At 67.8% G+C, this 19,532-nt stretch carries 17 protein-coding genes and 1 riboswitch; of the genes, 3 read left to right on the top strand and 14 right to left on the bottom strand.

The genetic code is table 11. The features are described from left to right. Positions 1–56: 56 nt before the first annotated feature. Positions 57–162: riboswitch (TPP riboswitch) on the bottom strand. A gap of 155 nt (positions 163–317) precedes the next feature. Then, positions 318–749 carry a YciI family protein gene (locus ASC95_RS24815; protein ID WP_057300314.1) on the bottom strand — a complete coding sequence of 144 codons (432 nt, stop codon included), beginning with the start codon at positions 747–749 and terminating at the stop codon, positions 318–320. Positions 750–1,042: 293 nt separating this feature from the next. Between ASC95_RS24815 and ASC95_RS24810 the strand changes: the two genes are divergently transcribed. Next, positions 1,043–1,435: a DUF2845 domain-containing protein gene (locus tag ASC95_RS24810; RefSeq protein WP_057300313.1), complete on the top strand. Its 393-nt coding sequence runs from the start codon at positions 1,043–1,045 to the stop codon at positions 1,433–1,435. A gap of 24 nt (positions 1,436–1,459) precedes the next feature. On the opposite strand, the gene ASC95_RS24805 is transcribed toward ASC95_RS24810, so the two are convergent. The 12 genes from ASC95_RS24805 to ASC95_RS24750 all read right to left on the bottom strand — a co-directional run bounded on the left by ASC95_RS24805 (position 1,460) and on the right by ASC95_RS24750 (position 12,237). Beyond that, positions 1,460–2,548 (bottom strand): NAD(P)/FAD-dependent oxidoreductase, encoded by a 1,089-nt coding sequence (locus ASC95_RS24805; protein WP_057300312.1) that lies wholly within the window; start codon positions 2,546–2,548, stop codon positions 1,460–1,462. A 25-nt stretch (positions 2,549–2,573) separates the two neighbouring features. Next, positions 2,574–2,897 carry a ferredoxin FdxA gene (gene fdxA / locus ASC95_RS24800; RefSeq protein WP_057300311.1) on the bottom strand — a complete coding sequence of 108 codons (324 nt, stop codon included), beginning with the start codon at positions 2,895–2,897 and terminating at the stop codon, positions 2,574–2,576. Continuing rightward, the gene (cobA, locus tag ASC95_RS24795; RefSeq protein ID WP_082568071.1) at positions 2,894–3,679 is read right to left on the bottom strand and encodes a uroporphyrinogen-III C-methyltransferase; all 786 of its coding nucleotides are present in this window, start codon (positions 3,677–3,679) and stop codon (positions 2,894–2,896) included. The genes fdxA and cobA overlap by 4 nt, the downstream gene beginning before the upstream one ends. A gap of 2 nt (positions 3,680–3,681) precedes the next feature. Next, positions 3,682–4,971 (bottom strand): sulfate adenylyltransferase subunit 1, encoded by a 1,290-nt coding sequence (locus tag ASC95_RS24790; protein ID WP_057300310.1) that lies wholly within the window; start codon positions 4,969–4,971, stop codon positions 3,682–3,684. Then, positions 4,971–5,936, bottom strand: coding sequence for a sulfate adenylyltransferase subunit CysD (gene cysD / locus ASC95_RS24785; protein ID WP_057300309.1), 966 nt, complete (start codon positions 5,934–5,936; stop codon positions 4,971–4,973). The genes ASC95_RS24790 and cysD overlap by 1 nt, the downstream gene beginning before the upstream one ends. 88 nt (positions 5,937–6,024) lie before the next feature. After that, entirely contained in the window at positions 6,025–6,783 is a 759-nt protein-coding gene (locus ASC95_RS24780; RefSeq protein WP_235538043.1) for a phosphoadenylyl-sulfate reductase, read from the bottom strand. Further along, a complete protein-coding gene (locus tag ASC95_RS24775) occupies positions 6,780–7,274 on the bottom strand; it encodes a DUF934 domain-containing protein (RefSeq protein WP_057300508.1) in 495 nt (164 codons plus the stop codon). The genes ASC95_RS24780 and ASC95_RS24775 overlap by 4 nt, the downstream gene beginning before the upstream one ends. A gap of 5 nt (positions 7,275–7,279) precedes the next feature. Next, a complete protein-coding gene (locus ASC95_RS24770) occupies positions 7,280–8,995 on the bottom strand; it encodes a nitrite/sulfite reductase (protein WP_057300308.1) in 1,716 nt (571 codons plus the stop codon). Between the two features lie 2 nt (positions 8,996–8,997). Then, the gene (locus ASC95_RS24765; protein ID WP_057300507.1) at positions 8,998–9,765 is read right to left on the bottom strand and encodes a sulfite exporter TauE/SafE family protein; all 768 of its coding nucleotides are present in this window, start codon (positions 9,763–9,765) and stop codon (positions 8,998–9,000) included. Positions 9,766–9,879: 114 nt separating this feature from the next. Further along, the gene (gene ybiB, locus ASC95_RS24760) at positions 9,880–10,803 is read right to left on the bottom strand and encodes a DNA-binding protein YbiB (RefSeq protein ID WP_057300307.1); all 924 of its coding nucleotides are present in this window, start codon (positions 10,801–10,803) and stop codon (positions 9,880–9,882) included. A 70-nt stretch (positions 10,804–10,873) separates the two neighbouring features. Further along, positions 10,874–11,431: an outer membrane beta-barrel protein gene (locus ASC95_RS24755; RefSeq protein WP_057300306.1), complete on the bottom strand. Its 558-nt coding sequence runs from the start codon at positions 11,429–11,431 to the stop codon at positions 10,874–10,876. Positions 11,432–11,661: 230 nt separating this feature from the next. Next, positions 11,662–12,237, bottom strand: coding sequence for an outer membrane beta-barrel protein (locus tag ASC95_RS24750; protein WP_057300305.1), 576 nt, complete (start codon positions 12,235–12,237; stop codon positions 11,662–11,664). A gap of 210 nt (positions 12,238–12,447) precedes the next feature. Between ASC95_RS24750 and ASC95_RS24745 the strand changes: the two genes are divergently transcribed. Further along, entirely contained in the window at positions 12,448–15,381 is a 2,934-nt protein-coding gene (locus ASC95_RS24745) for an HD domain-containing phosphohydrolase (protein WP_057300304.1), read from the top strand. On the opposite strand, the gene ASC95_RS24740 is transcribed toward ASC95_RS24745, so the two are convergent. Beyond that, on the bottom strand, positions 15,369–16,292 hold the full coding sequence (locus tag ASC95_RS24740; protein WP_057300303.1) for a DUF4399 domain-containing protein: 924 nt from the start codon (positions 16,290–16,292) through the stop codon (positions 15,369–15,371). The two genes, ASC95_RS24745 and ASC95_RS24740, sit on opposite strands and share 13 nt — an antisense overlap. A gap of 243 nt (positions 16,293–16,535) precedes the next feature. Between ASC95_RS24740 and ASC95_RS24735 the strand changes: the two genes are divergently transcribed. Further along, complete coding sequence (locus ASC95_RS24735) at positions 16,536–19,460, top strand: pitrilysin family protein (RefSeq protein ID WP_162250848.1); 2,925 nt, start codon at positions 16,536–16,538, stop codon at positions 19,458–19,460. Positions 19,461–19,532: the final 72 nt, after the last annotated feature.

Here is a 19,532-nt window from a genome sequence, read left to right as displayed (position 1 = left end):
AGCGATGGCAGGTCGGCAAACGACAGGGCCCAGGGGCGGGAGACGAAGATTCGGCCTGGGCTTTCAGCGTGCTTCCCTGCGCGAGGATTACCTCAGTCAGGTTCAAAGGGACTGTCTCAGTCGCGCGCCGCCTTGGCAGGCGCAACACCCCTAGCGAAACGCCTGGTTGCCCAGGCGCGGCCCGGATTCTAGTCGCGGGCCTGTTTCAGATGATGTCGATGGGCTTGCCGCGCGAGTGTGCGCAGGCCCAACAGCGGACGCAGGGCCTGCGAGGCTCGGCCCGGGGACGCGATGCTGGCTGGCGGGATCGCCTCGTCTCAGCTGCGCTGTTGCGCGTCCATCTTGGCGCGCAGCTTGTCTTCCTTTGCCTGCAATTCTGGCGTGAACGTCTCGCCGAAATCTTCTGCCTCGTAGAACGGGCGGATCTCGATCTCGCTGTCGCCCGCCATCGGGTTGGGACAACGCTTGACCCAGTCGACGGCCGCGTCCATCGATGCGACATTCCAGATCCAGAAGCCCGCAATCTGGTCGTTGGGCGCACCGAAGGGACCGTCGATGACGGCGCGGTCCGTGCCGGAGAACCGCACGCGCTTGCCGGCGGACGTCGGCTTCAAACCATCACCGCTTTGCATGACGCCGGCCTTCACCAGCTCTTCGTTGAACGCGCCCATGGCGGCGAAATCTTCGGTGCTGGGCAGGCGGCCCGCTTCGGAATCGGCAGTTGCTTTCACGATCACCATGACGCGCATTTCAGTCTCCTTGACGGGGTCGTTGGGGCAGGATCGACGAGCTAGCATGCCCGGTCTTGACGGCATCGGCTGTAGGAAAGCCGCCCGTGGGCGGTTCGGCAGGTGGTTTTGAAACGGCGGAGCAATTGCGGGGGGCATCGGGCGTATCGCCATCGTGATCCGTGGCGTGCTCGCCGATACGTCCATCTCGTCTCAAAGGCAGGTTCGCTAGTGGTTGAGCCTGTCAACGTGAGCGTCCCTGCGGCGTTCTGCCCGGATCAGCGAGCGACGCACGGCCGTCGAAGGAGGAAGCTATGGGAGTGATTCACGCACTGCGCTTGGGCTTGACGGCCTGCATGATGGCCGCGCTGGTGGGCGCCGGAGGTGCCGTTCATGCCGATCCCTTGCGATGCAACGACACCAGCGTCAATGAAGGCGATGCCAAGGTCTGGTTGGTCCGTACCTGCGGGCAGCCCACTGTCTCGGACTCGTACTGCGCCAGGGTCCCGCAGCCGGTTCCCGCGCAATACGGCTATCCGGCCTATCAGCAGGTTCAGCCGGTTCAACAGGTTCAACCGGTGTGCGTGGTGACGGAAGAGTGGCTGTACGACCGCGGGCCGGGAAATCTCGTCGCGGTGGTGCGGATCCGCGAGGGCAAGATCATCTCGATCCGCTACGGGGAGCAAGGGCGGTCCGAGCCCCGTTAGCCAGCCCGCTGGCGAAGCAAGGCCTCAGTCAAACACTGGCGACTCCACGCCCAGCACCTTGTGGAGCTTGGGGCTGGTCGTCGTGTACTGCAGATGGATGCGCTTGTCCGGGAACACATACGGCGCGGCACCGAAGGCGGCCAGGGCGGTCTCGTGGAAGCCGGAGAGGATCAGCTTCTTCTTGCCCGGATAGGTGTTCACGTCGCCGACGGCAAAGATGCCCGGCACGCTGGTCTCGAACTTTTCAGTGTCGACAACGATCTGCTTACGCTCCAGCGCGAGGCCCCATTCGGCGATCGGCCCGAGCTTCGGTGACAGGCCAAAGAAGGCCAGCACCTGGTCGCAGGGCACGACGCGCGTGATGCCATCGTTGCCGGTGATCTTGACGCCGGTCAGTTGCCCATTCGCTTCGTCGATGCCGGTGGCCTGGCCGACGATGAACTGCATCTCCATCGCGTCGCAGAGTTCGCGCATCTTGGCCACGCTGGCCGGTGCGGCGCGGAACTCGTCGCGGCGGTGCACGAGGATGACGCTCTCGGCCTTGTGCGGGTTGCCGTCGGGGTTGGCGGCGCAGAAGTTCAGCGCCCAGTCCAGCGCCGAATCGCCGCCGCCGATGATGAGCAGGTTCTTGCCCGCGAACTGGGCCGGTGCCTTGACCCGGTAGTGGACCTGCGTGCCCTCGTAGGGCTCAACGCCGTCGACCTTCAGCGTGCGCGGCTGGAAACTGCCGACGCCGCCGGCGATGAAGACGGTCTTGGCCAGCAGCTGCGTGCCTTTGCTGGTCTCGATCAGAAAGCGGCCATCGTCCTGCTTCTGCACAACGGTGACTTCCTGGCCCAGGTGGAAGGTCGCGCCAAAGGGTTGGATCTGCTTGAGCAGGTTGTCCGTCAGTTCCTTGCCGGTGCACATGGGCACGGCCGGGATGTCGTAGATGGGCTTGTCGGGATAGAGCTCGATGCACTGGCCGCCGGGGTAGGCCAGGCTGTCGATGATGTGGGCCTTGATCTCGAGCAGGCCCAGCTCGAAGACTTGGAACAGGCCGACAGGGCCGGCACCGACGATGACGGCGTCGGTCTCGATGAGGTCGGTGCGGGCAGGGTCGTGGGTTTGCATGGACGGTGGCGCCGAGGCGCCTTGATCAGCGGATCAGCTCGGGCAGCTTGCCCGTCTTGTCTTTCCACTCGTCCGCATCGGGCAGCGCGGGCTTGCGCTTGGTGATACTGGGCCAGTTCTTGGCCAAGTCCGCATTGATCTTGATCATGTGGATCTGATCGCCGGGCACGTCTTCCTCCGGCAGGATGGCGTTGACCGGGCACTCGGGGATGCAGACGGCACAGTCGATGCATTCATCCGGGTCGATGGTCAGGAAGTTGGGGCCTTCGCGGAAGCAATCGACCGGGCAGACGTCGACGCAGTCGGTGTATTTGCAGCGGATGCAGGCTTCGGTGACGACGTGGGTCATGAGCGGCTCTGGGAAGTAAGGGGCGCCCCGATGGGCAATGATTCGGGCGAAACGACGATTTTAAGGTCGGCGTGGTTTTGATCCTGCGCGCGGACGCGGCTGGCTCCTGTCCCGACCGTGACGACCGTGGGGCGGCCGCGATGGAGCAGGGCCGCGTGGGCGAGGTCGACCAGCGCGTGTTCGCTGGTCAGCGCATCGGCGCAGCCGGCGCGGCTGACGACCAGCGTGGGGGTGTCGGGCGCCCAGCCAGCGGCTAGCAACTGGCGGCTCAAGGCGGCCAATTGGCGGCCGGCCATGTAGAACACTTCGGTGTCGGCCGAGCGCGCGGCTTTCAGTTCGCCGGCTTCGGTCATCGCGGTGGTCAGCGAGACGCTGCGACCGCGGCCGCGGCGGGTCAGCGGGCGTTGCGCCTGGGCGGCGGCGGCAAGAGCCGCAGTCACGCCGGGCACGACTTCACTGGCGATGCCGGCCTCGGCCAGCGCGATGAGCTCTTCTTCCAGGCGGCCAAAGATGCTGGCGTCGCCGCCCTTCAGCCGCACGACGAGGGCGTGCTCCTGCGCCGCCTTGACGAGCAGTGCATTGATCTCGGTCTGCTTGGCCGAATGCTCGAAGCCGCGCTTTCCGACCGAGATCCACTTGGCTTGCGGCGCAAGGTCGCGCAGGGCCGGGTCGGCCAGGGCGTCGGCGAGCACGACGTCGGCCTGCGACAGCGCACGGGCGCCGCGCAGCGTGATCAGGTCGGCGGCGCCGGGGCCGGCGCTGACGAAGATCACTTTGCCCATGATTACCAAGCCTCTTCCGCCGACGCAGCGGCTTGCACGTCCACCAGCAGTGCGCCGCTGGTGCGGTGGCTGGCGGGGTCAACGACGATCAGTGCGCCGCCGACACGGTTGTCCATGAAGGGCTCGACGGGCAGCTCGTGCTGCACTTCCATCTGCACGCGGCCGATGGTGTTGACGGGCAGCTCGTGGGCGTCCTGGGGCTGCAGGGTGTTGATATCCAGCACCGAGTCGATGGCGGCGATGCGCGCCTGCACCCAGCGGTTGCCATGGCGCACCCAGTACTTGCGGCCGGGTTTGGCGGCTTCGGTGTCCAGCCAGGCGAGCGTCGCCGGAAAGGTCTTGGTCGCCGTGGCCGAGCCCGGCGTGACGATCCAGTCGCCACGGCTGACGTCGAGCTGGCGGTCCAGCACCAGGCCGGCCGAGTCGCCGGCTTCGGCGCTCGACACGGTCTCGCCGGCCAGGCGCACTTCGGCGACGACGGCGGTCTGCTTCGACGGCAGCACCTCAATGGTGTCACCCGCCTTCACGGCGCCGTGGGCAATGCGGCCCCACAGCACGCGCGGCTGGAAGCCAGTGCCTGCCGATTGGTAGGCGTCCTTCTGCACGAACTGCACGGGCAGGCTCAGCGGCGCGTCGGCGCGCTCGCTCAACGTGGGCAGGCGCTCCAGCACCTGCAGCAGGCTCTCGCCATTCCACCAGGGCGCGTCCAGCGGCTGGGTGACGTTGTCGCCGCGCAAGGCGCTGACGGGCACGGTGGCAGCCACGTCCAGGCCGGCCGCGGTGGCGAACTTCTCCAGCGCGGTCTTGACCTTGGCGAAGCCCTCGGCCGGGTCGGCCAGCGCGTCAATCTTGTTGATCGCGAAAACGATGCTCGGCACGCGCAGCAATTGGGCCAGCAGCGAATGGCGGCGCGTCTGCGGCAGCAGCGTCACTTCGGCTTCGTTCAGATCGAGCTTGGTGATGTCCACCAGCACGACGGCGGCATCGCTGCCGGCCGCGGCAGTGACCATGTTGCGCGTGTACTGCTCATGGCCGGGCGCGTCGGCAATGATGAACTTGCGCGTCTTGGTGGCGAAGTAGCGGTAGGCCACATCGATGGTGATGCCCTGCTCGCGCTCGGCTTCAAGGCCATCGGTCAGCAGGCTCAGGTCGATGGGGCGGCCGGCGGCGCGGCGCTCCAGCGTGTCGAGCTGGTCGGCCAGGATGGCCTGGCCGTCGAACAGCAGGCGGCCGATCAGCGTGCTCTTGCCGTCGTCCACGGACCCGGCCGTCAGGAATCGGAGCGCCTTCATCAGAAATACCCTTCCTTCTTGCGCTTCTCCATGGAAGCTTCACTCGTGCGGTCGTCCATGCGCGTGGCGCCGCGTTCGCTCACCGTCACGGTCAGCGTCTCGGCCACGACCTCGCTCGCGTTGGCGGCGGGGCTCTCGACCGGGCAGGTGCAGGTCATGTCGCCGACGGTGCGGAAGCGCACGGTGGCGGTCTCGACGGTCTCGCCTTCTTCCGGCGGCGTCACCTCGGTCAGCGGCACCAGCAGGCCCTTGCGGCGGATGACCTGGCGCTCGTGGGCAAAGTACATCTGCGGCAGCGGGATGTTCTCGCGGGCGATGTAGAGCCACACGTCCAGCTCGGTCCAGTTGCTGATGGGGAAGCAGCGGAAATGCTCGCCCGGGCGGATGCGCGTGTTGAACAGCGTCCACAGCTCGGGGCGCTGCTCCTTGGGCTGCCATTGGCCGAAGCTGTCGCGGTGGCTGAAGATGCGCTCCTTGGCGCGCGCCTTCTCCTCGTCGCGCCGGGCGCCGCCGATGAGGCAGTCGAACTTGTGCTCCTCGATGGTCTCCAGCAGCGTCACCGTCTGGTGGCCGTTGCGGCTTTCCAGCGGGTGGGAGAGCCGGATCGTGCCCTTGGCCATCGAGTCTTCGAGGTGACCCACCACCAGGCGCTCACCCATGTCCGCCACGCGCTGGTCACGGAAGGTGATGACCTCGGGGAAGTTGTGGCCCGTGTCGATGTGCACCAGCGGGAAGGGCAGGTGGCCCGAGTAGCCGCTCGGGTGGGCCGCGTTCTTCATCTTGAAGGCCTTCTCGGCCAGGCGCAGCACGACGCAGCTGTCCTTGCCGCCGGAGAACAGCAGGGCGGGGCGCTCGAAGCTCGCGGCCACCTCGCGCAGGATGAAGATGGCTTCCTCTTCCAGCGCATCCAGATGCGCGTGGTCGACGTCAGCGATGAGTTGTTCGGGTTTCACAGCAGCATTCATGTCAATTCAATTTCCGCCACAGAGGCACAGAGACACAGAGGAACTCAAAGGCCTTCTCTGTGCCTCCGTGTCTCTGTGGCTGTGTTCCTCAGCTTTTCGCATGCAGACCACATTCCTTTGAGGAATCCTCCCACCACCACCGACCGGCGCGGAAATCCTCTCCCACCGCAATGGCCCGCGTGCAGGGTGCGCAGCCGATCGAGGGCATGAACTGGTCATGCAGCGGGTTGTAGGGAACTGCATATTTTTCAACATAGGCCCAGACCTCGGCCCAGGTCCAGTCGGCGATGGGGCTGATCTTGCGGCGGTTGTTGCCGTCGTCTTCGTCGAAGGCCACGTCGCCGCGCGCGCCGCTTTGCTCACGGCGCAGGCCGGTGATCCAGGCCGAGCGGCCCTTCAGCATGCGGCCCAGCGGCTCCATCTTGCGCAGACCGCAGCAGGCCTTGCGCAGCTCGATGCTCTTGTACATCGCCTCCTCGCCCTCCTTGCGGACGAACTGGATGACGGCGTCCGCCACCGGCTTGAAGACCTCGACCTCGCGGCCGTAGCGGGCCTGGATGCGCGGCAGCAGGGCCAGCGTCTCGGGATGCAGCTTGCCTGTGTCCAGCGTGGCGATGGCGATGGGCAATTTGGCTCGGGCGATCAGGTCGGTGATGACCATGTCCTCCACACCCAGGCTGCTGCTCTGCACAAGGCCGTCGCCATGCTCGATGCTGGCGTCGCGCAGGCGCTGCAGGGCAGCCTCGATCTTGGCGTCCAGGGCCGGCGTCCACTTGGCGTAGAGGCCGATGGCGTTGCCAGCCGCAGGCGCGGCGGCCCAGGGCAGGCTGCTGACTTCGGTGCTCACGCTGCGCTCCGTTGGAACCAGGGTCGCGTCTCGCCGACGTCGCCCTGGTAGAAGCCCACCGGTGCGAACAGGTCCAGCGCCTTCTGCGCGGCAGCCTGGGACTGGTCGCCGCGCATGACGGCCTCGTCAAAGCCGGTGCGGGCCAGCAGTTGCATCATGTCGACCAGCACTTCGCCGCGGGCGCGGATGGCGCCGGTGAACTTGAAGCGGCTGCGCAGGATGTGGGCCTGGCTGTAGGCGCGGCCGTCGGTCCACTTGGGGAAGTCGAGCACGATGAGGGCGATGCGCTCCAGGTCGGGCGCGAGCTGGTGGATGTCGGCGTCGTTCGGGAACTCGATGGCGACCGGCACATCCTTGGGCCAGTGGGCGCGCACGGCATGCCATTGCTCGAGCGACAGCAGGCGGTTGGGCGCCGGATCGGGATCGGGCTTGGGGCCGTCTTCGCCGATGGCGTGCTTCCATTGGCAGGTGGTGGCGTTGATGAACTTCATGGTGATCAAGCCTTCGCGGTCGAGACGCGAACGGCATTCGCGGCGGTCTTGAAGGGGTCGAGGCCGAGGCGCTTCACGGCGTCGACGAAGTGCTCGCCGGCCAGGCGCTCGCGCTTGAAGGTGTCGATGACGGCGTCGATGGCGTCGGCGATCTCGTCGGCGGCAAAGCTCGGGCCGATGACCTTGCCGGCTGTCGTCGCGCCGGACAGCTTCGTGCCGTCGCTGCCGCCCAGCGTCAGCTGGTACCACTCGGTGCCGTCCTTGTCGACGCCGAGGATGCCGATGTGGCCGCTGTGGTGGTGGCCGCAGCTGTTGATGCAGCCGCTGATGTGCAGGTCGATCTCGCCGAGGTCTTCGAGCTCGTCCTGGTCTTGATAGCGCTCGGCGATCGTGGCAGCCAGCGGCAGCGACCGGGCATTGGCCAGCGCGCAGAAGTCGCCGCCGGGGCAGGCGATCTGGTCGGTCAACAGGCGGGCGTTGGGCGTGGCGAAGCCTGCGGCCCGGGCGGCCTGGAAGAGTTCGGGCAGGTCACTGGCCTTCACCCAGGGCAACACGAGGTTCTGGCGGTGCGTGACGCGCAGCTCGCCGTGGCTGAACTGGTCGGCCAGGGCCGCGGCGGTGTCCATCACGTCGGCGCTGGTGTCGCCCGGGGCGATGCCGACGCGCTTGAGGCTGAGCGTGACAGCGCGGTAGCCGGCGACGCGGTGGCCATCGACATTGCGTGCCAGCCAGCGTGCGAAAGCCGGGTCGCTGGTGTCGAGCACGGGCTCGGCGACGGGCGCGACGCCGGCCGGGTCGACAAAGCAGGCCGCCACGCGGTCCAGCTCGGCCTGGGGGATGATGTGCTCATGGCCGCCGTTGTCGTCGGCCAGGATGCGGCGGTATTCCTCGTTGACGGCGTCGAAGAACTTCCGGCCTTCGGCCTTGACGAGGATCTTGATGCGGGCCTTGTAGAGGTTGTCGCGCCGGCCGGCCAGGTTGTAGCAGCGCACGATGGCCTCGATGTAGACGAGGATGTGCTGCCAGGGCACGAAGGCGTTGATCTCGACACCGGGAATTGGCGTGCGGCCCATGCCGCCACCAACGAAGACCTGGAAGCCGACCTCGCCGGCCGCGTTCTTCTTCAGCTGTAGGCCGATGTCATGCCAACCGATGGCCGCGCGGTCTTCGGCAGCGCCGCTGACGGCGATCTTGAACTTGCGCGGCAGGTGGGCGAACTCGGGGTGCAGCGTGCTCCACTGGCGCAGGATCTCGCAGTAGGGACGGGCGTCGACGATGTCATCCGGCGCGATGCCGACGAAGGCGTCGCTGGTGATGTTGCGGATGCAATTGCCGCTGGTCTGGATGCCGTGCATGTCGACCTCGGCCAGCAGCTCCATCACCGTGGCGCTGTCCACCAGCGGGATCCAGTTGTATTGCAGGTTCTGGCGCGTCGTGAAGTGGCCGTAACCGCCCTGGCCGGCAAAGGGGCCGTCGGGCTGGCGGTCGTACTCGCGGGCGATGCGGGCGAGTTGGCGCAGCTGGCGCGAGGACAGCTCGCCATAGGGCACGGCCACGCGCAGCATGGGTGCATGGCGCTGGATGTACCAGCCGTTTTGCAGGCGCAGCGCCCGGAACTCGTCGGTGCCGAGGGTGCCGGCGAGGTGGCGCTCGAGCTGGTCGCGGTACTGCGCGGCGCGGGCGTGGACGAAGCGGCGGTCGAAGTCGGTGTACTGATACATGGTTAGTGGATGACCTTCCAGCCGGCCATCAGAAGAGAAACGCAGAGCAGGCTGCGCACGACACCGTCGGGCAGCCGACGGGTCAATTGGGCGCCCAGCCAGATGCCAGGTAAAGAGCCGATCAGCAGGGACACGAGCAGCTCCCAATTCACATTGCCAAGGCTGGCATGGCCGATGCCGGCCACCAGGGTCAAAGGCACGGCATGGGCAATGTCGGTGCCGACGATGTCGCGGGCCTTCATGCGCGGGTAGATCAGCAGGATCAGCGTTGCACCGATGGCGCCGGCGCCGATGGACGACAGCGACACCAGCACGCCCAGCAGCAGGCCCAGGGCCACCATCAGCATCGGCTTGCGCGATTCGGGAATCCAGCGCTCCAGCTTCAGGCCCAGCGGCTGCCAGCTCTGCTTGAAGGCCACGACGGCGGCCGTCAGCAGCAGGGCGATGCCCAGCGAAAACGTCAGCGTCGCGGCCCAGCCCTTGGTGACGCCGGTCAGGTGCATCAGCGCAATGGTGGCGATGGAGGCGGGGATCGAGCCCATCAGCATGCGGCGCACGATGGCCCAGTTCACATGGCCGTGACGGGCATGCGCCACCGAGCCGCTCATCTTGGTCAACGAGGCAAACCACAGGTCGGTGCCAATGGCGACCGCTGGGTTGAGCTTGAAGACGGACAGCAGCAGCGGCGTCATCAGCGAGCCGCCGCCCACGCCGGTGATCCCGACGATGAGGCCGACTCCCAATCCGCTTGCAATCGCAATTCCGTCCAGCACGCTGTCCCCTGAGGCGGCCCATGCCACCCGAGGGCGCGACTCTAAGTAATGTTGCGGTGCGGAAGAACTACAGAATTTTTGGGGCTATATGCCCAAGCCGAATAAGCAACTTCAGTTTGTGGCGAGAAACCGCAGTGCGGCGACCTGCTCCAGGATGCGCGGCGGCACGGTTTCGCGGCCCTCCAGCATGGCCTTGATGAGGGCTGCGTTCTCGGCCGGTGCGCAGGCCGGCGACAGCAGCCAGTCCAGATCCGCCGTGTCGGCCGGATGCAAAGGTGCGGTGTCACCGTTCTGGAAGCCGATCAGATGGGCCTTGCGGCGCAGATGGGCATAGGCCTCGCCCTCGCTGGCGCGCATCAGCATCGCCCGCCCGCCGTCCACCGTCAGGCCGGGCAGGGCCGCGGCCATGCTGTCCAGGTACTCCGGATGAGTCACCGCGACGACACGCACGCCGCGGCCGACCGGGAAGGGGTCGAGCAGCTTGGCCAGGCTGTGGGAGCTGTTGCGCACGCCCAGCCTCGGGCGCAGGGCCATCAAGCTGTTCAACCCAGGGTTGAGCATCTGCAAAGGCAGGACGGCCAATTTGTCGCCTGCCAGCCGCGTTTCGGCGTCAGCCAGGGACGGGCTGGCGTGCAGCCCCAGTGCGCCCAGCAGCTCGAAGGGGCTGTGGCGGCTGTCGAAGTCGTGCCGCCCGAAGATCAGCACCGGCACGCCCTCGCGGGCCAGCAGCAGCGCGACCAGCGGCATCAGATTGGCCTGCTTGCGGGCACCGTTGAAGCTGGGCAGCAGCACGGTTCGTGGGCCGTCGGGGGCGGTCAGTTTGGCCGTTCGTACCTGCATTGCAGCAAGGAATCCCGCCACCTCGTCGGCGCTCTCGCCCTTCACGCGCAGCGCGATCAGCATGGCGCCCAGCTCCATGTCGGGCACCTTGCCGTCGAGCATCTCGCCGAAGAGCGCTTCAGCCTGCTCGCGATTCAGATCGCGCGCACCCCGGGCGCCACGGCCCATTTCCTTGATCAACGAGGCGTAGTCCATGGCCGCAGTGTAGGAAGAGCCATGGAAAAGGGCCGCACGAGGCGGCCCGTCGAGTGGGACGCGTTGTTGATCAGAACGCGAAGGTCGCGCCCAGGGAGACCAGGCGCAGCGTCGCCTTTTCGCCAGCGAATTGGGCCTGGGTCGAATCGACGCCCAGCTCCAGCTTGACGCTCTTGGCGATGGCATAGGTCAGGCCCAGCCCGGCGTAGACCTTGGCCTTGCTCTCGGAGTCGGAGCCGCTCAGCGTGCCGACGGTGGCGCTGGCCTTGGTCTTCACCTGCGCGATGCCCAGGCGGACGTTCATCCCCCAGTCGGTGCTCAGCGGCAGCGCGAAAGCAGCGCCCAGCGTGAGGGCGGTCGGCTTGATGGTGACGGACATCGTGCCGTCTGCGCCCTTGAACTTGCCAAAAGTGACGTAGCCGGCTTCCAGGCTGAAGCCGTTGCCGAAGTTGTAGCCGCCCACCAGCTTGGCGCCGGTGTCGCTCGTGTCGCAGCTGGTGGTGCCCGTGCAGTCCATATTGACGTGCGAGACACCACCGGCGACGCCGATATAGCCCTGGGCCGGCGATTCGGCGTGGACAGCGGTGGCGGCCAGCAGTGCGGCCAGGACGATGGCTTGTTTTTTCATGAGAACACTCCCTTTTCTCTTGATGGATGGGCCGACCGGCGTGGCCGGCACCTCGATGCCCTTCGGGGCGGCGCGCATGCTATTCGCGGCGCCTGTAGGCCCTTGATGAAGTTGTCGCGCCGATGAGACGGCCATGCCCCTGGGCTCGGGGGCGTTGTGAAAAAAACCGCCTGACCGCGCTTTCAGCGGCCAGGCGGCTCGGGTGGTCTCGCAGTGGCGTGCTTGGGCCGTCAGAAGGCCATGCGCGCGCCCAGTGACACCATCCGAACGTTCTGGCGCTCACCCTGGATCTGGGCCCGCGTTGCGTCCACGCCCAGCTCGATACGGGCCGACGGTGTCAGCGCGTAGTTGACGGCCAAGCCGGCGATGGGCTGGGTCTTGCTCTCGCTGCTCGATCCCGTCAGCGCGCCGACCTCGGCGTTCACCTTGGTGCGCACGCGGGCCACGCCCAGCCGGCCGACCAGACCCCAGTCGGGGCTCAGGTTGGCCGTGTAGGCGCCGCTCAGCGACAGGGCTTCGGGCCGGCCGCTCAACCCCACGGTGCCTTGTGACGCGCGGAACTTGCCGAAATTGGTGTAGCCGCCTTCGAGGGCAAAGCCATTGCCAAAGGCGTGGCCGAACATGGCCTTGCCACCGAATGCGTTCCTGTCACAGGTCTGCACGCCGGTGCAGTCGGCATTGAGATGGCCTTGGCCCAGGGACAACAGGCCGTAGTTGTGCGCGGCATTGCTGCCGGGGCTGTTGGACTGAGCCTGGGCGCTGGCGGCCAGGGCGAGGGCGGCAAGGCTGATTGCGATCTTTTTCATGGGGAACTTCTCTCCTACTTCATCCATAGCAGCGCAGGCGCCGGGTCGGGCCTGCGGCGATACGCGACCGGTCGTCGCCACGCCATCCTGAAGGCCGCTGGGGGGCTTGACTTGTAGGACTTGGGCACCCTTGCCGGCTGGTCTGGTAACCACAGGCAAAGTGGTGGCGGCACGGAGATACTGCTGCAACGCTGCTGCCCGTCAGGTTCCATGCCGCATCTCAAGCCCAAGACGCTTTACATCACGCTGAGCTTGCTGATGGTGGGCCTGGTCGCCCTGGTGTACAGCGTGCTGCTGCTGTACGAGCGCTCACGCAGTGACGCATTGATGCTGCAGCAGGCTGGCGCCGCGGCCCGGCGCATCGGCCGTGAGGCCGCCGCGGCCGTCGAGACCGAGCTGCGCCCGGCGCGGGTCAGCGTCGCCCTGCTGGCGACCGGCGCCCTGAGCCGGGCCGGCAACGAGGCCGAGCGTCTGACTGCGCTGCCGCAGATGGCCGCGGCCCTGCGCGCCAATGCCTCTGTGTCGGCCGTCTATGTCGGCACCTCGGGCGGATCCTTCGTCCTGTTGCGCCGCCTGGGCGATGCGGCAACACGCAAGCGCATGGATGCACCGGCTGAGGCTGCATTCGGCCTGCAGAGCGTGAACCGTGATGGCGGCGCAGCCCCGCGGGGCGCCTACCGCTTCTATGACGCGGCCCTGCGCGAGCTGCAGCGCCGTGACCGGCCCGACTACGACTTTGACCCGCGCACCCGGCCCTGGTTCGCATTGGCCAGCGAGGCCGGCGAAGGCAGGCTCGTGCAGTCGGCACCCTATCTGTTCTTCACGACGGGCGAACCCGGCGTGACGCTGGCCCAGGCCCATGGCGGCGCCATCGTCGGCGCCGACGTCAGCCTCAAGGCCTTGAGCGAAATGCTGACGCGCCCGCAGATCAGCCGTTCAGCCGAGCTGCTCATCGCCACCCAAGGCGGGGAGATGCTGGCCGAGGCCCGGCCCGAGCGGCGCACGCCGCCTAAGGACGGCCAGGCGCTGCCGCGCGTGGCCGAGCGTGCGTCGCCGCTGATGCGCGCGCTGTGGCAGCGCCGCGATGGCGAGGGTCATCTCGCACCCGTGCAGCTGATCGACGGGCACGAATGGGTCAGCCACGCCTTGCCGCTGCAGGGTGCCGTGGAGGCCGGCGCGCCGCTGGTGCTGCTGATGGCCGCGCCGCGGGAGGAGCTGCAGGCCTTCCAGATCGAGAGCCGCCGCCACAGCTTGTACATCTCGCTGGGATTGATGCTGCTGTTGCTGCCCCTGGTTCACCTGCTGGCCGACCGCGTGTCGCGGCCGCTGCGCAACCTGGCCCGCCAGGCCGAGGCGATCGAGCGTTTCGAGTTCGACGGGCCCGATCCCCAGCGCAGCCTGATCCGCGAGGTCGATCGCCTGGCCATCGCGATGACGGCGATGAAGCATTCGCTGCGGCGCTTTCTCGACATCAGCAGCGCGCTGAGCGCCGAGCGCGATTTCGACACCCTGCTCGACCTCATCCTGCGCGAGACCATCGCCGTGGCGGGCGCGAGCGGCGGCTCGGTCCACCTGCTGTCGGCCGATGGCCAGACGCTGGAACCTGCGGCTTCGCGCGTGCGTGGCGAGACCGCGTCGCGCCGCGGGCTGACCTGGCAGGTGAACGTGCCCGACAGCGTCGCCGCGCCGGTGCGTGCCCTGCAGACGAACGCACCGGTCGAGATCGACCTGAGCTGGGACAACCCGACCCACCTGTCCGCCTACGGGCGCTTGTTCGCCGTCCTGGGCGTCGCCAGGATGCGCCTGCTGGCCCTGCCGCTGAAGAACAGCCAGCACGAGACCATCGGCACGCTGACGCTGACCTTCCCGTTGATGGCCGACGGGCCGTCTGCACCGCTGGGCGCCGCACGCGTGGCCTTCGTCAGCGCACTGTCTGGCACAGCCGCCGTGGCGATCGACAACCAGTTGCTGCTGCGCGCCCGCAAAGCGCTGCTGGAGAGCTTCATCCAGCTTGTCGCCGGCGCCATCGATGCCAAGAGCCCCTATACCGGCGGCCATTGCCAGCGCGTGCCCGAACTGACCAAGATGCTGGCCCAGGCAGCGTGCGAGGCGACCGAAGGACCGTACGCCGGTTTCACGATGGACGCTGACCAGTGGGAGGCGCTGCACATCGCCGCCTGGTTGCACGACTGCGGCAAGGTCACCACGCCGGAATATGTTGTCGACAAGGCTACCAAGCTGGAAACCATCTACAACCGCGTTCATGAGATCCGTACGCGCTTCGAGGTGCTCAAGCGCGACGCGCTGATCGAGAAGCTGGAGGCCGAGCTGGGCGACGCGGGCGTGCAGCGCGCCCGTGCTGCGGCGGCGCCGGTCCAAGACGAACTGGATGCCGATTACGCCTTTGTCGCGGCCAGCAATGTGGGCGGCGAAACGCTGGACCCCGAAGCCGTTGCCCGGCTGCGCCGCATCGGCGAGAGGCGTTGGTCGCGCACGCTGGACGACACGCTCGGCCTGTCCATCGAGGAGCTGCGCCGCCAGCCCAGGCCGCGCCCGCCGCTGCCCGCACCTGAGCGCCTGCTGCAGGACCGGCCCGAGCACATCCTGCCGCGCCCCGCCGCCGACCAACTGGCCGGCGACAACCGCTGGGGATTCAAGCTCAAGCAGCCCGAACACCTCTACCACCGGGGGGAGCTGTACAACCTCACGATCTCGCGTGGCACGCTGACGGAGGAGGAGCGCTACAAGATCAACGACCACATCGTGCAGACGCTGAAGATGCTGCACGAGCTGCCTTTCCCCAAGCATTTGAAAGACGTGCCCGAAATCGCGGGTGGCCATCACGAACGCATGGACGGCAAGGGCTACCCGCGTGGCCTCACCGGCGCGCAGATGAGCCCGCAGGCCCGCATGATGGCCATTGCCGACGTCTTCGAGGCATTGACGGCCGATGACCGGCCCTACAAGCCGGGCAAGCGCCTGTCCGAGGCGCTGGCCATCATGCGCCGCATGGTGGCCGAGGGTCACCTCGACCCGGATCTGTTCGCGCTCTTCCTGCGCTCGGGCGTCTGGCGCGACTATGCGCGGCGCTTCATGCCGGCGGTGCAGATCGACGTGGAGGACGCTAGCGCCTACCTGTCGTGACGGGTGACGCTGAACTTCAGCGGCGCGGCCTTGAGCAGGGGCTCACCCGCGCCGTCGTGCAGACTGACAACCGCCTCGTACTCGCCCAGGGGCAGGTCGACGATGGCCTCGGTGCGGCCGTCGACGAGGTTCTGGCGCACCGTATTGCCGCCGCCCTTGGGCGCAAAGCTGAGGCGGAAATGCCCCGTGTCCTTGATGGTGGTGCCGGCCGGCGCCACGCCCAGGCCGGCACCGAGCACGCCCAGGGACAACGTGAAGGGGCTCGACACCGCCTCGTCGTCGCGCAGGTTCTTCACGTAGACCTCGCGGCCTGACGGAGCGCGTGGCGCAGCGCGCAGATCCTCGTACCAGGCGTCGCAGCTGCCGCGGTCGCCCGCAATGACCTTCGGCGCAGGAGCTTCGGTGCGCTTGCCCACGACAACAATGGCAATCTCATTGCTGAAGACGAAATAGGGCTTGTGGGCGTGGTCGGCGAAAAGCAGCCGCAGGGTGTGGCGGCCCGGCGGCAGGTCGATCTCGGTGCCGGTCTGGGCCTTGCCGAAATGCTTGTGCGTGCTGGAGAAGGGAATGGGCGCGGTGTGATCGCGCGGCAGCGGCGTGTCCACGAGGATGTGGTGGTGGCCGGCTTTCTCGTTGGCATTGCCGGCCGGGATGACGCCCATGCCGCGGATGCCGAACTCCACCCAAAAAGGTGTGCGCACCCGGTAGCCGGTCTTCAAGTTGCTGAAGTGCACGGAGACCGGCTCGCGCAGGTCCAGCGCCGTGCGCTGGCTGGTGTGGGCCAGCCAGCACTGGCGCTCAAGCGGGTCAGCGGGCAGTGGCTCAGCCAGGGCCAGCGCGGGCAGCAGTGGGAGCGACCAAAGTGGCCACAGCGGCCTGCGAGGGGGAGTGAGATGAGCATTCCATGCCATGCGAGCCCTCCGTCGGCGTATGCGGCTGATTCTGGAGGCGCGTGAAGGCCAGGGGCGTCGTGAATGTTGCTGATGCCTGGGCAGCCCGAAGCGGGTGGTCAAGCAGTCCGCGCATCGTTCATTTTGGTATTACCAAATCGTAATTATTCACCGTCACCCGCTATTTATAGCCAAACACAACGGCAATTGGACTTACCAATACCAAGTTGTGGCCCACTCCAGCCAAATTCCAGGAGACACCGCTTGCACTCACGCCTGCAAACCCAAGCCCATCGCCGCGCACCGCATTGGCGTGCCACCACCATAGCTGCGGCCCTCGCGCTTAGTGCCGGCATGGCGGTGTGGGCCCCTGTTGCCTGGGCCGAACAGCCCCAGGCCGCTACTGTCCAGGCGCCGGCGGGCCCGCTCTGGGGCCACGAGCTGACCCAGCGCGCGCCGGATCCCGCCGTGCGCTTCGGCCGCCTGCCCAATGGCCTGCGCTATGCCATCCAGCACAACGAGACGCCCAAGGACGGCGTGGCCATGCGCATGCGCATCGGCGCCGGCTCCCTGCAGGAGCGCGACGGTGAGCAGGGCCTGGCCCACTTCCTGGAGCACATGGCCTTCCGCGGCAGCGCCAAGGTGGCTGACGGGGAGGTCGTGCACATGCTGCAGCGCCAGGGGCTGAGCTTCGGTGCGGACACCAATGCCTTCACCGACTTCGAGCAGACCGTCTACCACTTCAACTTCCCCAAAGCCGACGCCGCGGCGCTGGACACCGGCCTGATGCTGTTCCGCGAGATCGGCTCGCACCTCAAGCTCGACGCCCAGCTCGTCGAGCAGGAGAAGGGCGTCGTGCTGTCCGAGGAGCGCACGCGCGACGTGCCCGGCATGCGCGCCTTCATCGCCGAGCAGGCCCTGACGCTGGCCGGCACGCGCGTGGCCCAGCGCCTGCCCATCGGCCGCATCGACACCGTCCAGGCCGCCACGGCCGACAAGCTGCGCCGCTACTACCGGGCCAACTACCGGCCGGACAACGCGACCCTCATCGTCGTCGGCAACATCGACGTCGACGCGGTGGAGAAGCAGATCCGTGAGCGTTTTGCCGACTGGAAGGCTACGGCCAAGCCGGACGCGCTGGACCTGGGTGCGACCAAGCCGACGCAGCCTGCAGCCGAGTTCATCGCCGACGGCGCGCCCGACAAGCTCTCGCTGACCTGGCTGACGCCGCCCGACATGCGCCCGCCGACGCTGGCAGTCGGTCGCGACGTGCTGGTGCAGCAAATGGCGGCCGGCGTGCTCAACCTGCGTCTGAGTGACCGGGCGCTCAAGCCGGGCAGCCCGTTCCTCGGCGCCTTTGGCATGGACTTGCCGCGGATCCACAACGTGACGGGTCAGGCCCAGCTGACCGTGATGTCGGCACCGGAGAAATGGGCCGAGGCGCTGGACGCCGCGACCACCGAGCTGCGCCAGCTGCAGGCCCAGGGCGTGCAGCCGGCCGACCTGCAGCGCCTGCTGCCGGGGATCCGCAGCTTCATGCAGACCATGGTGGCCCAGGCCCCCACGCGCCAGAGCGCGGCCATCGCCGATGCGCTGGTCAACGCTGCCCACTACGAGGGCGTCTACCAGAGCGCCGAACAGGGCGTGGCCGAGGGGGAGCCCATGCTGGCGTCCATCAAGCCCGAGGAACTGACCGCCGTGCTGCGCCGCGACTTCGGTGGCCAGCCGCTCATCTTCCGCAGCGCCAAGGCCGGCGCGGCCGGCGTGCCGGCGCTGTCGGCCCAGCTGGCCCAAAGCCTGGCCAAGCCCTTGCAGGCCCAGGCCGCGCTCACGGCGGTGACCTGGCCGTATGCCGACTTCGGCGCCGCTGGCGCCATCGTCAGCAAGACGGTCGACGCCGAGCTGGGCAGCACCACGCTGGCCTTTGCCAACGGCACGCGCCTGGTCGTCAAGCCCACGGCGCAGGAGAAGGACAAGGTCATCGTGCAGGTGCTGGTGGGCCAGGGCATGGCCGGGCTCAAGCCCGAGCAGGTCTCGGCCACCTGGACGCTGAACATGTTCCCGCTGGGCGGCACCGGCAAGCTTTCGCTGGCCGAGGTGGCGCAGTGGCAGCAGGCCAGCGGCGTGCTGGCCGGCCTGAATCTGCAAATGGACAGCCGACGCGTGCTGCTGGTGGGCGACACCCGCCCGACCGACCTCAAGCCCCAGCTCCAGCTGCTGGCCGCCTTCGTGCGCGACCCGGGCTTCCGCCCCGAGATGGGGGAGAAGCTGGCCGGTGTGGCGCCGATGATGGCCAACCAGTTCGAGACCCTGCCAGGCATCGTCTACGGCCGCGAGCTGTCCCGGGTGATGAACAACGGCGAGCTCCGGCTCGGCGGCGTGCCGACGGCGGCCGAGCTGCTGGCGGCCAAGGCCGACGACGCGGCGGCCATCCTGCGCCCGGCCCTGGCCGGGGCGGCTGATGTGGTCATCATCGGCGACGTGAGCGAGGAGGCCGCCATTGCCGCCGTGCAGGCCACCTTTGGCGCCGGGCCGGCCCGCGCGCGCCTGCCGGCCGTGCCGCTGAAAGCCACGCCGCCCGCCGATGGCGGCGCGCCTCATGTGGCGCTGCACAAGGGCCGCGTTGACCAGGGCATGCTGGGCTGGCACTGGTCCATGCCCGACCAGTGGGCCGACACGGCGCTGTCCAACACCGGCCGCGTGGCGGCCACGCTGCTGCAGACGCGGCTGGTCGACATCGTGCGCGAGAAGCTTGGCATCACCTACTCGCCGCGCGCCAGCGGCGGCGGCAGCCTGGACATCGCCGGCCAGGGGCGCTTCAGCGCTGAGATCGAGACGCCGCCCGAGAAGTTCGACGCCTTCCGCGAGGTGCTGCGCGCCCAGCTCAAGGTTCTGGCCGCAGAGCCGGTCGGCGCCGACGAGCTGCAGCGCGCCAAGCAGCCCATGGTCGAGCAAAGCCGCAAGGCGCCCGAGTACAACGGCCACTGGGGCTACTGGCTGCAGCGCATCCTCATCGAGCCGCGCATGAGGGCCATGATGCTGGGCGAGACGGCCAACCTCGAAGCCGTGACGGCCGAGCAGGTGCAGGCCTTCTTCCGCGACCGCATCGCGGCGCGCCAGCCCATCGAGGTGGTGGCGCGGGCCGGTGAGGCGGCCGGGCATGCGGCCACGCCGGAAAGGGCCAAGTAAGCAGCAGTCATCCGGTCTGCACGTTGGCGCGGGCGCTTCGGCGCCACGCCGTCCGGACTGTGTCGAACAAGG

The organism is Pelomonas sp. Root1217, assembly GCF_001425705.1.
Classification (GTDB): Bacteria; Pseudomonadota; Gammaproteobacteria; order Burkholderiales; family Burkholderiaceae_C; genus Pelomonas.
Note: the sequence above shows the minus strand (reverse complement) of the source record. Positions and strands in the feature narration are given on the sequence as shown.

Bases quoted from the DNA above. Each gene is read 5' to 3' on its own strand.
- ASC95_RS24750 (WP_057300305.1), bottom strand. From the start codon at position 12,237: ATGAAAAAGATCGCAATCAGCCTTGCCGCCCTCGCCCTGGCCGCCAGC.
- cobA (WP_082568071.1), bottom strand. From the start codon at position 3,679: ATGGGCAAAGTGATCTTCGTCAGCGCCGGCCCCGGCGCCGCCGACCTG.
- ASC95_RS24745 (WP_057300304.1), top strand. From the start codon at position 12,448: ATGCCGCATCTCAAGCCCAAGACGCTTTACATCACGCTGAGCTTGCTG.
- ASC95_RS24815 (WP_057300314.1), bottom strand. From the start codon at position 749: ATGCGCGTCATGGTGATCGTGAAAGCAACTGCCGATTCCGAAGCGGGC.
- ybiB (WP_057300307.1), bottom strand. From the start codon at position 10,803: ATGGACTACGCCTCGTTGATCAAGGAAATGGGCCGTGGCGCCCGGGGT.
- ASC95_RS24770 (WP_057300308.1), bottom strand. From the start codon at position 8,995: ATGTATCAGTACACCGACTTCGACCGCCGCTTCGTCCACGCCCGCGCC.
- ASC95_RS24810 (WP_057300313.1), top strand. From the start codon at position 1,043: ATGGGAGTGATTCACGCACTGCGCTTGGGCTTGACGGCCTGCATGATG.
- fdxA (WP_057300311.1), bottom strand. From the start codon at position 2,897: ATGACCCACGTCGTCACCGAAGCCTGCATCCGCTGCAAATACACCGAC.
- ASC95_RS24755 (WP_057300306.1), bottom strand. From the start codon at position 11,431: ATGAAAAAACAAGCCATCGTCCTGGCCGCACTGCTGGCCGCCACCGCT.
- ASC95_RS24805 (WP_057300312.1), bottom strand. From the start codon at position 2,548: ATGCAAACCCACGACCCTGCCCGCACCGACCTCATCGAGACCGACGCC.
- cysD (WP_057300309.1), bottom strand. From the start codon at position 5,936: ATGAATGCTGCTGTGAAACCCGAACAACTCATCGCTGACGTCGACCAC.
- ASC95_RS24790 (WP_057300310.1), bottom strand. From the start codon at position 4,971: ATGAAGGCGCTCCGATTCCTGACGGCCGGGTCCGTGGACGACGGCAAG.
- ASC95_RS24775 (WP_057300508.1), bottom strand. From the start codon at position 7,274: ATGAAGTTCATCAACGCCACCACCTGCCAATGGAAGCACGCCATCGGC.
- ASC95_RS24740 (WP_057300303.1), bottom strand. From the start codon at position 16,292: ATGGCATGGAATGCTCATCTCACTCCCCCTCGCAGGCCGCTGTGGCCA.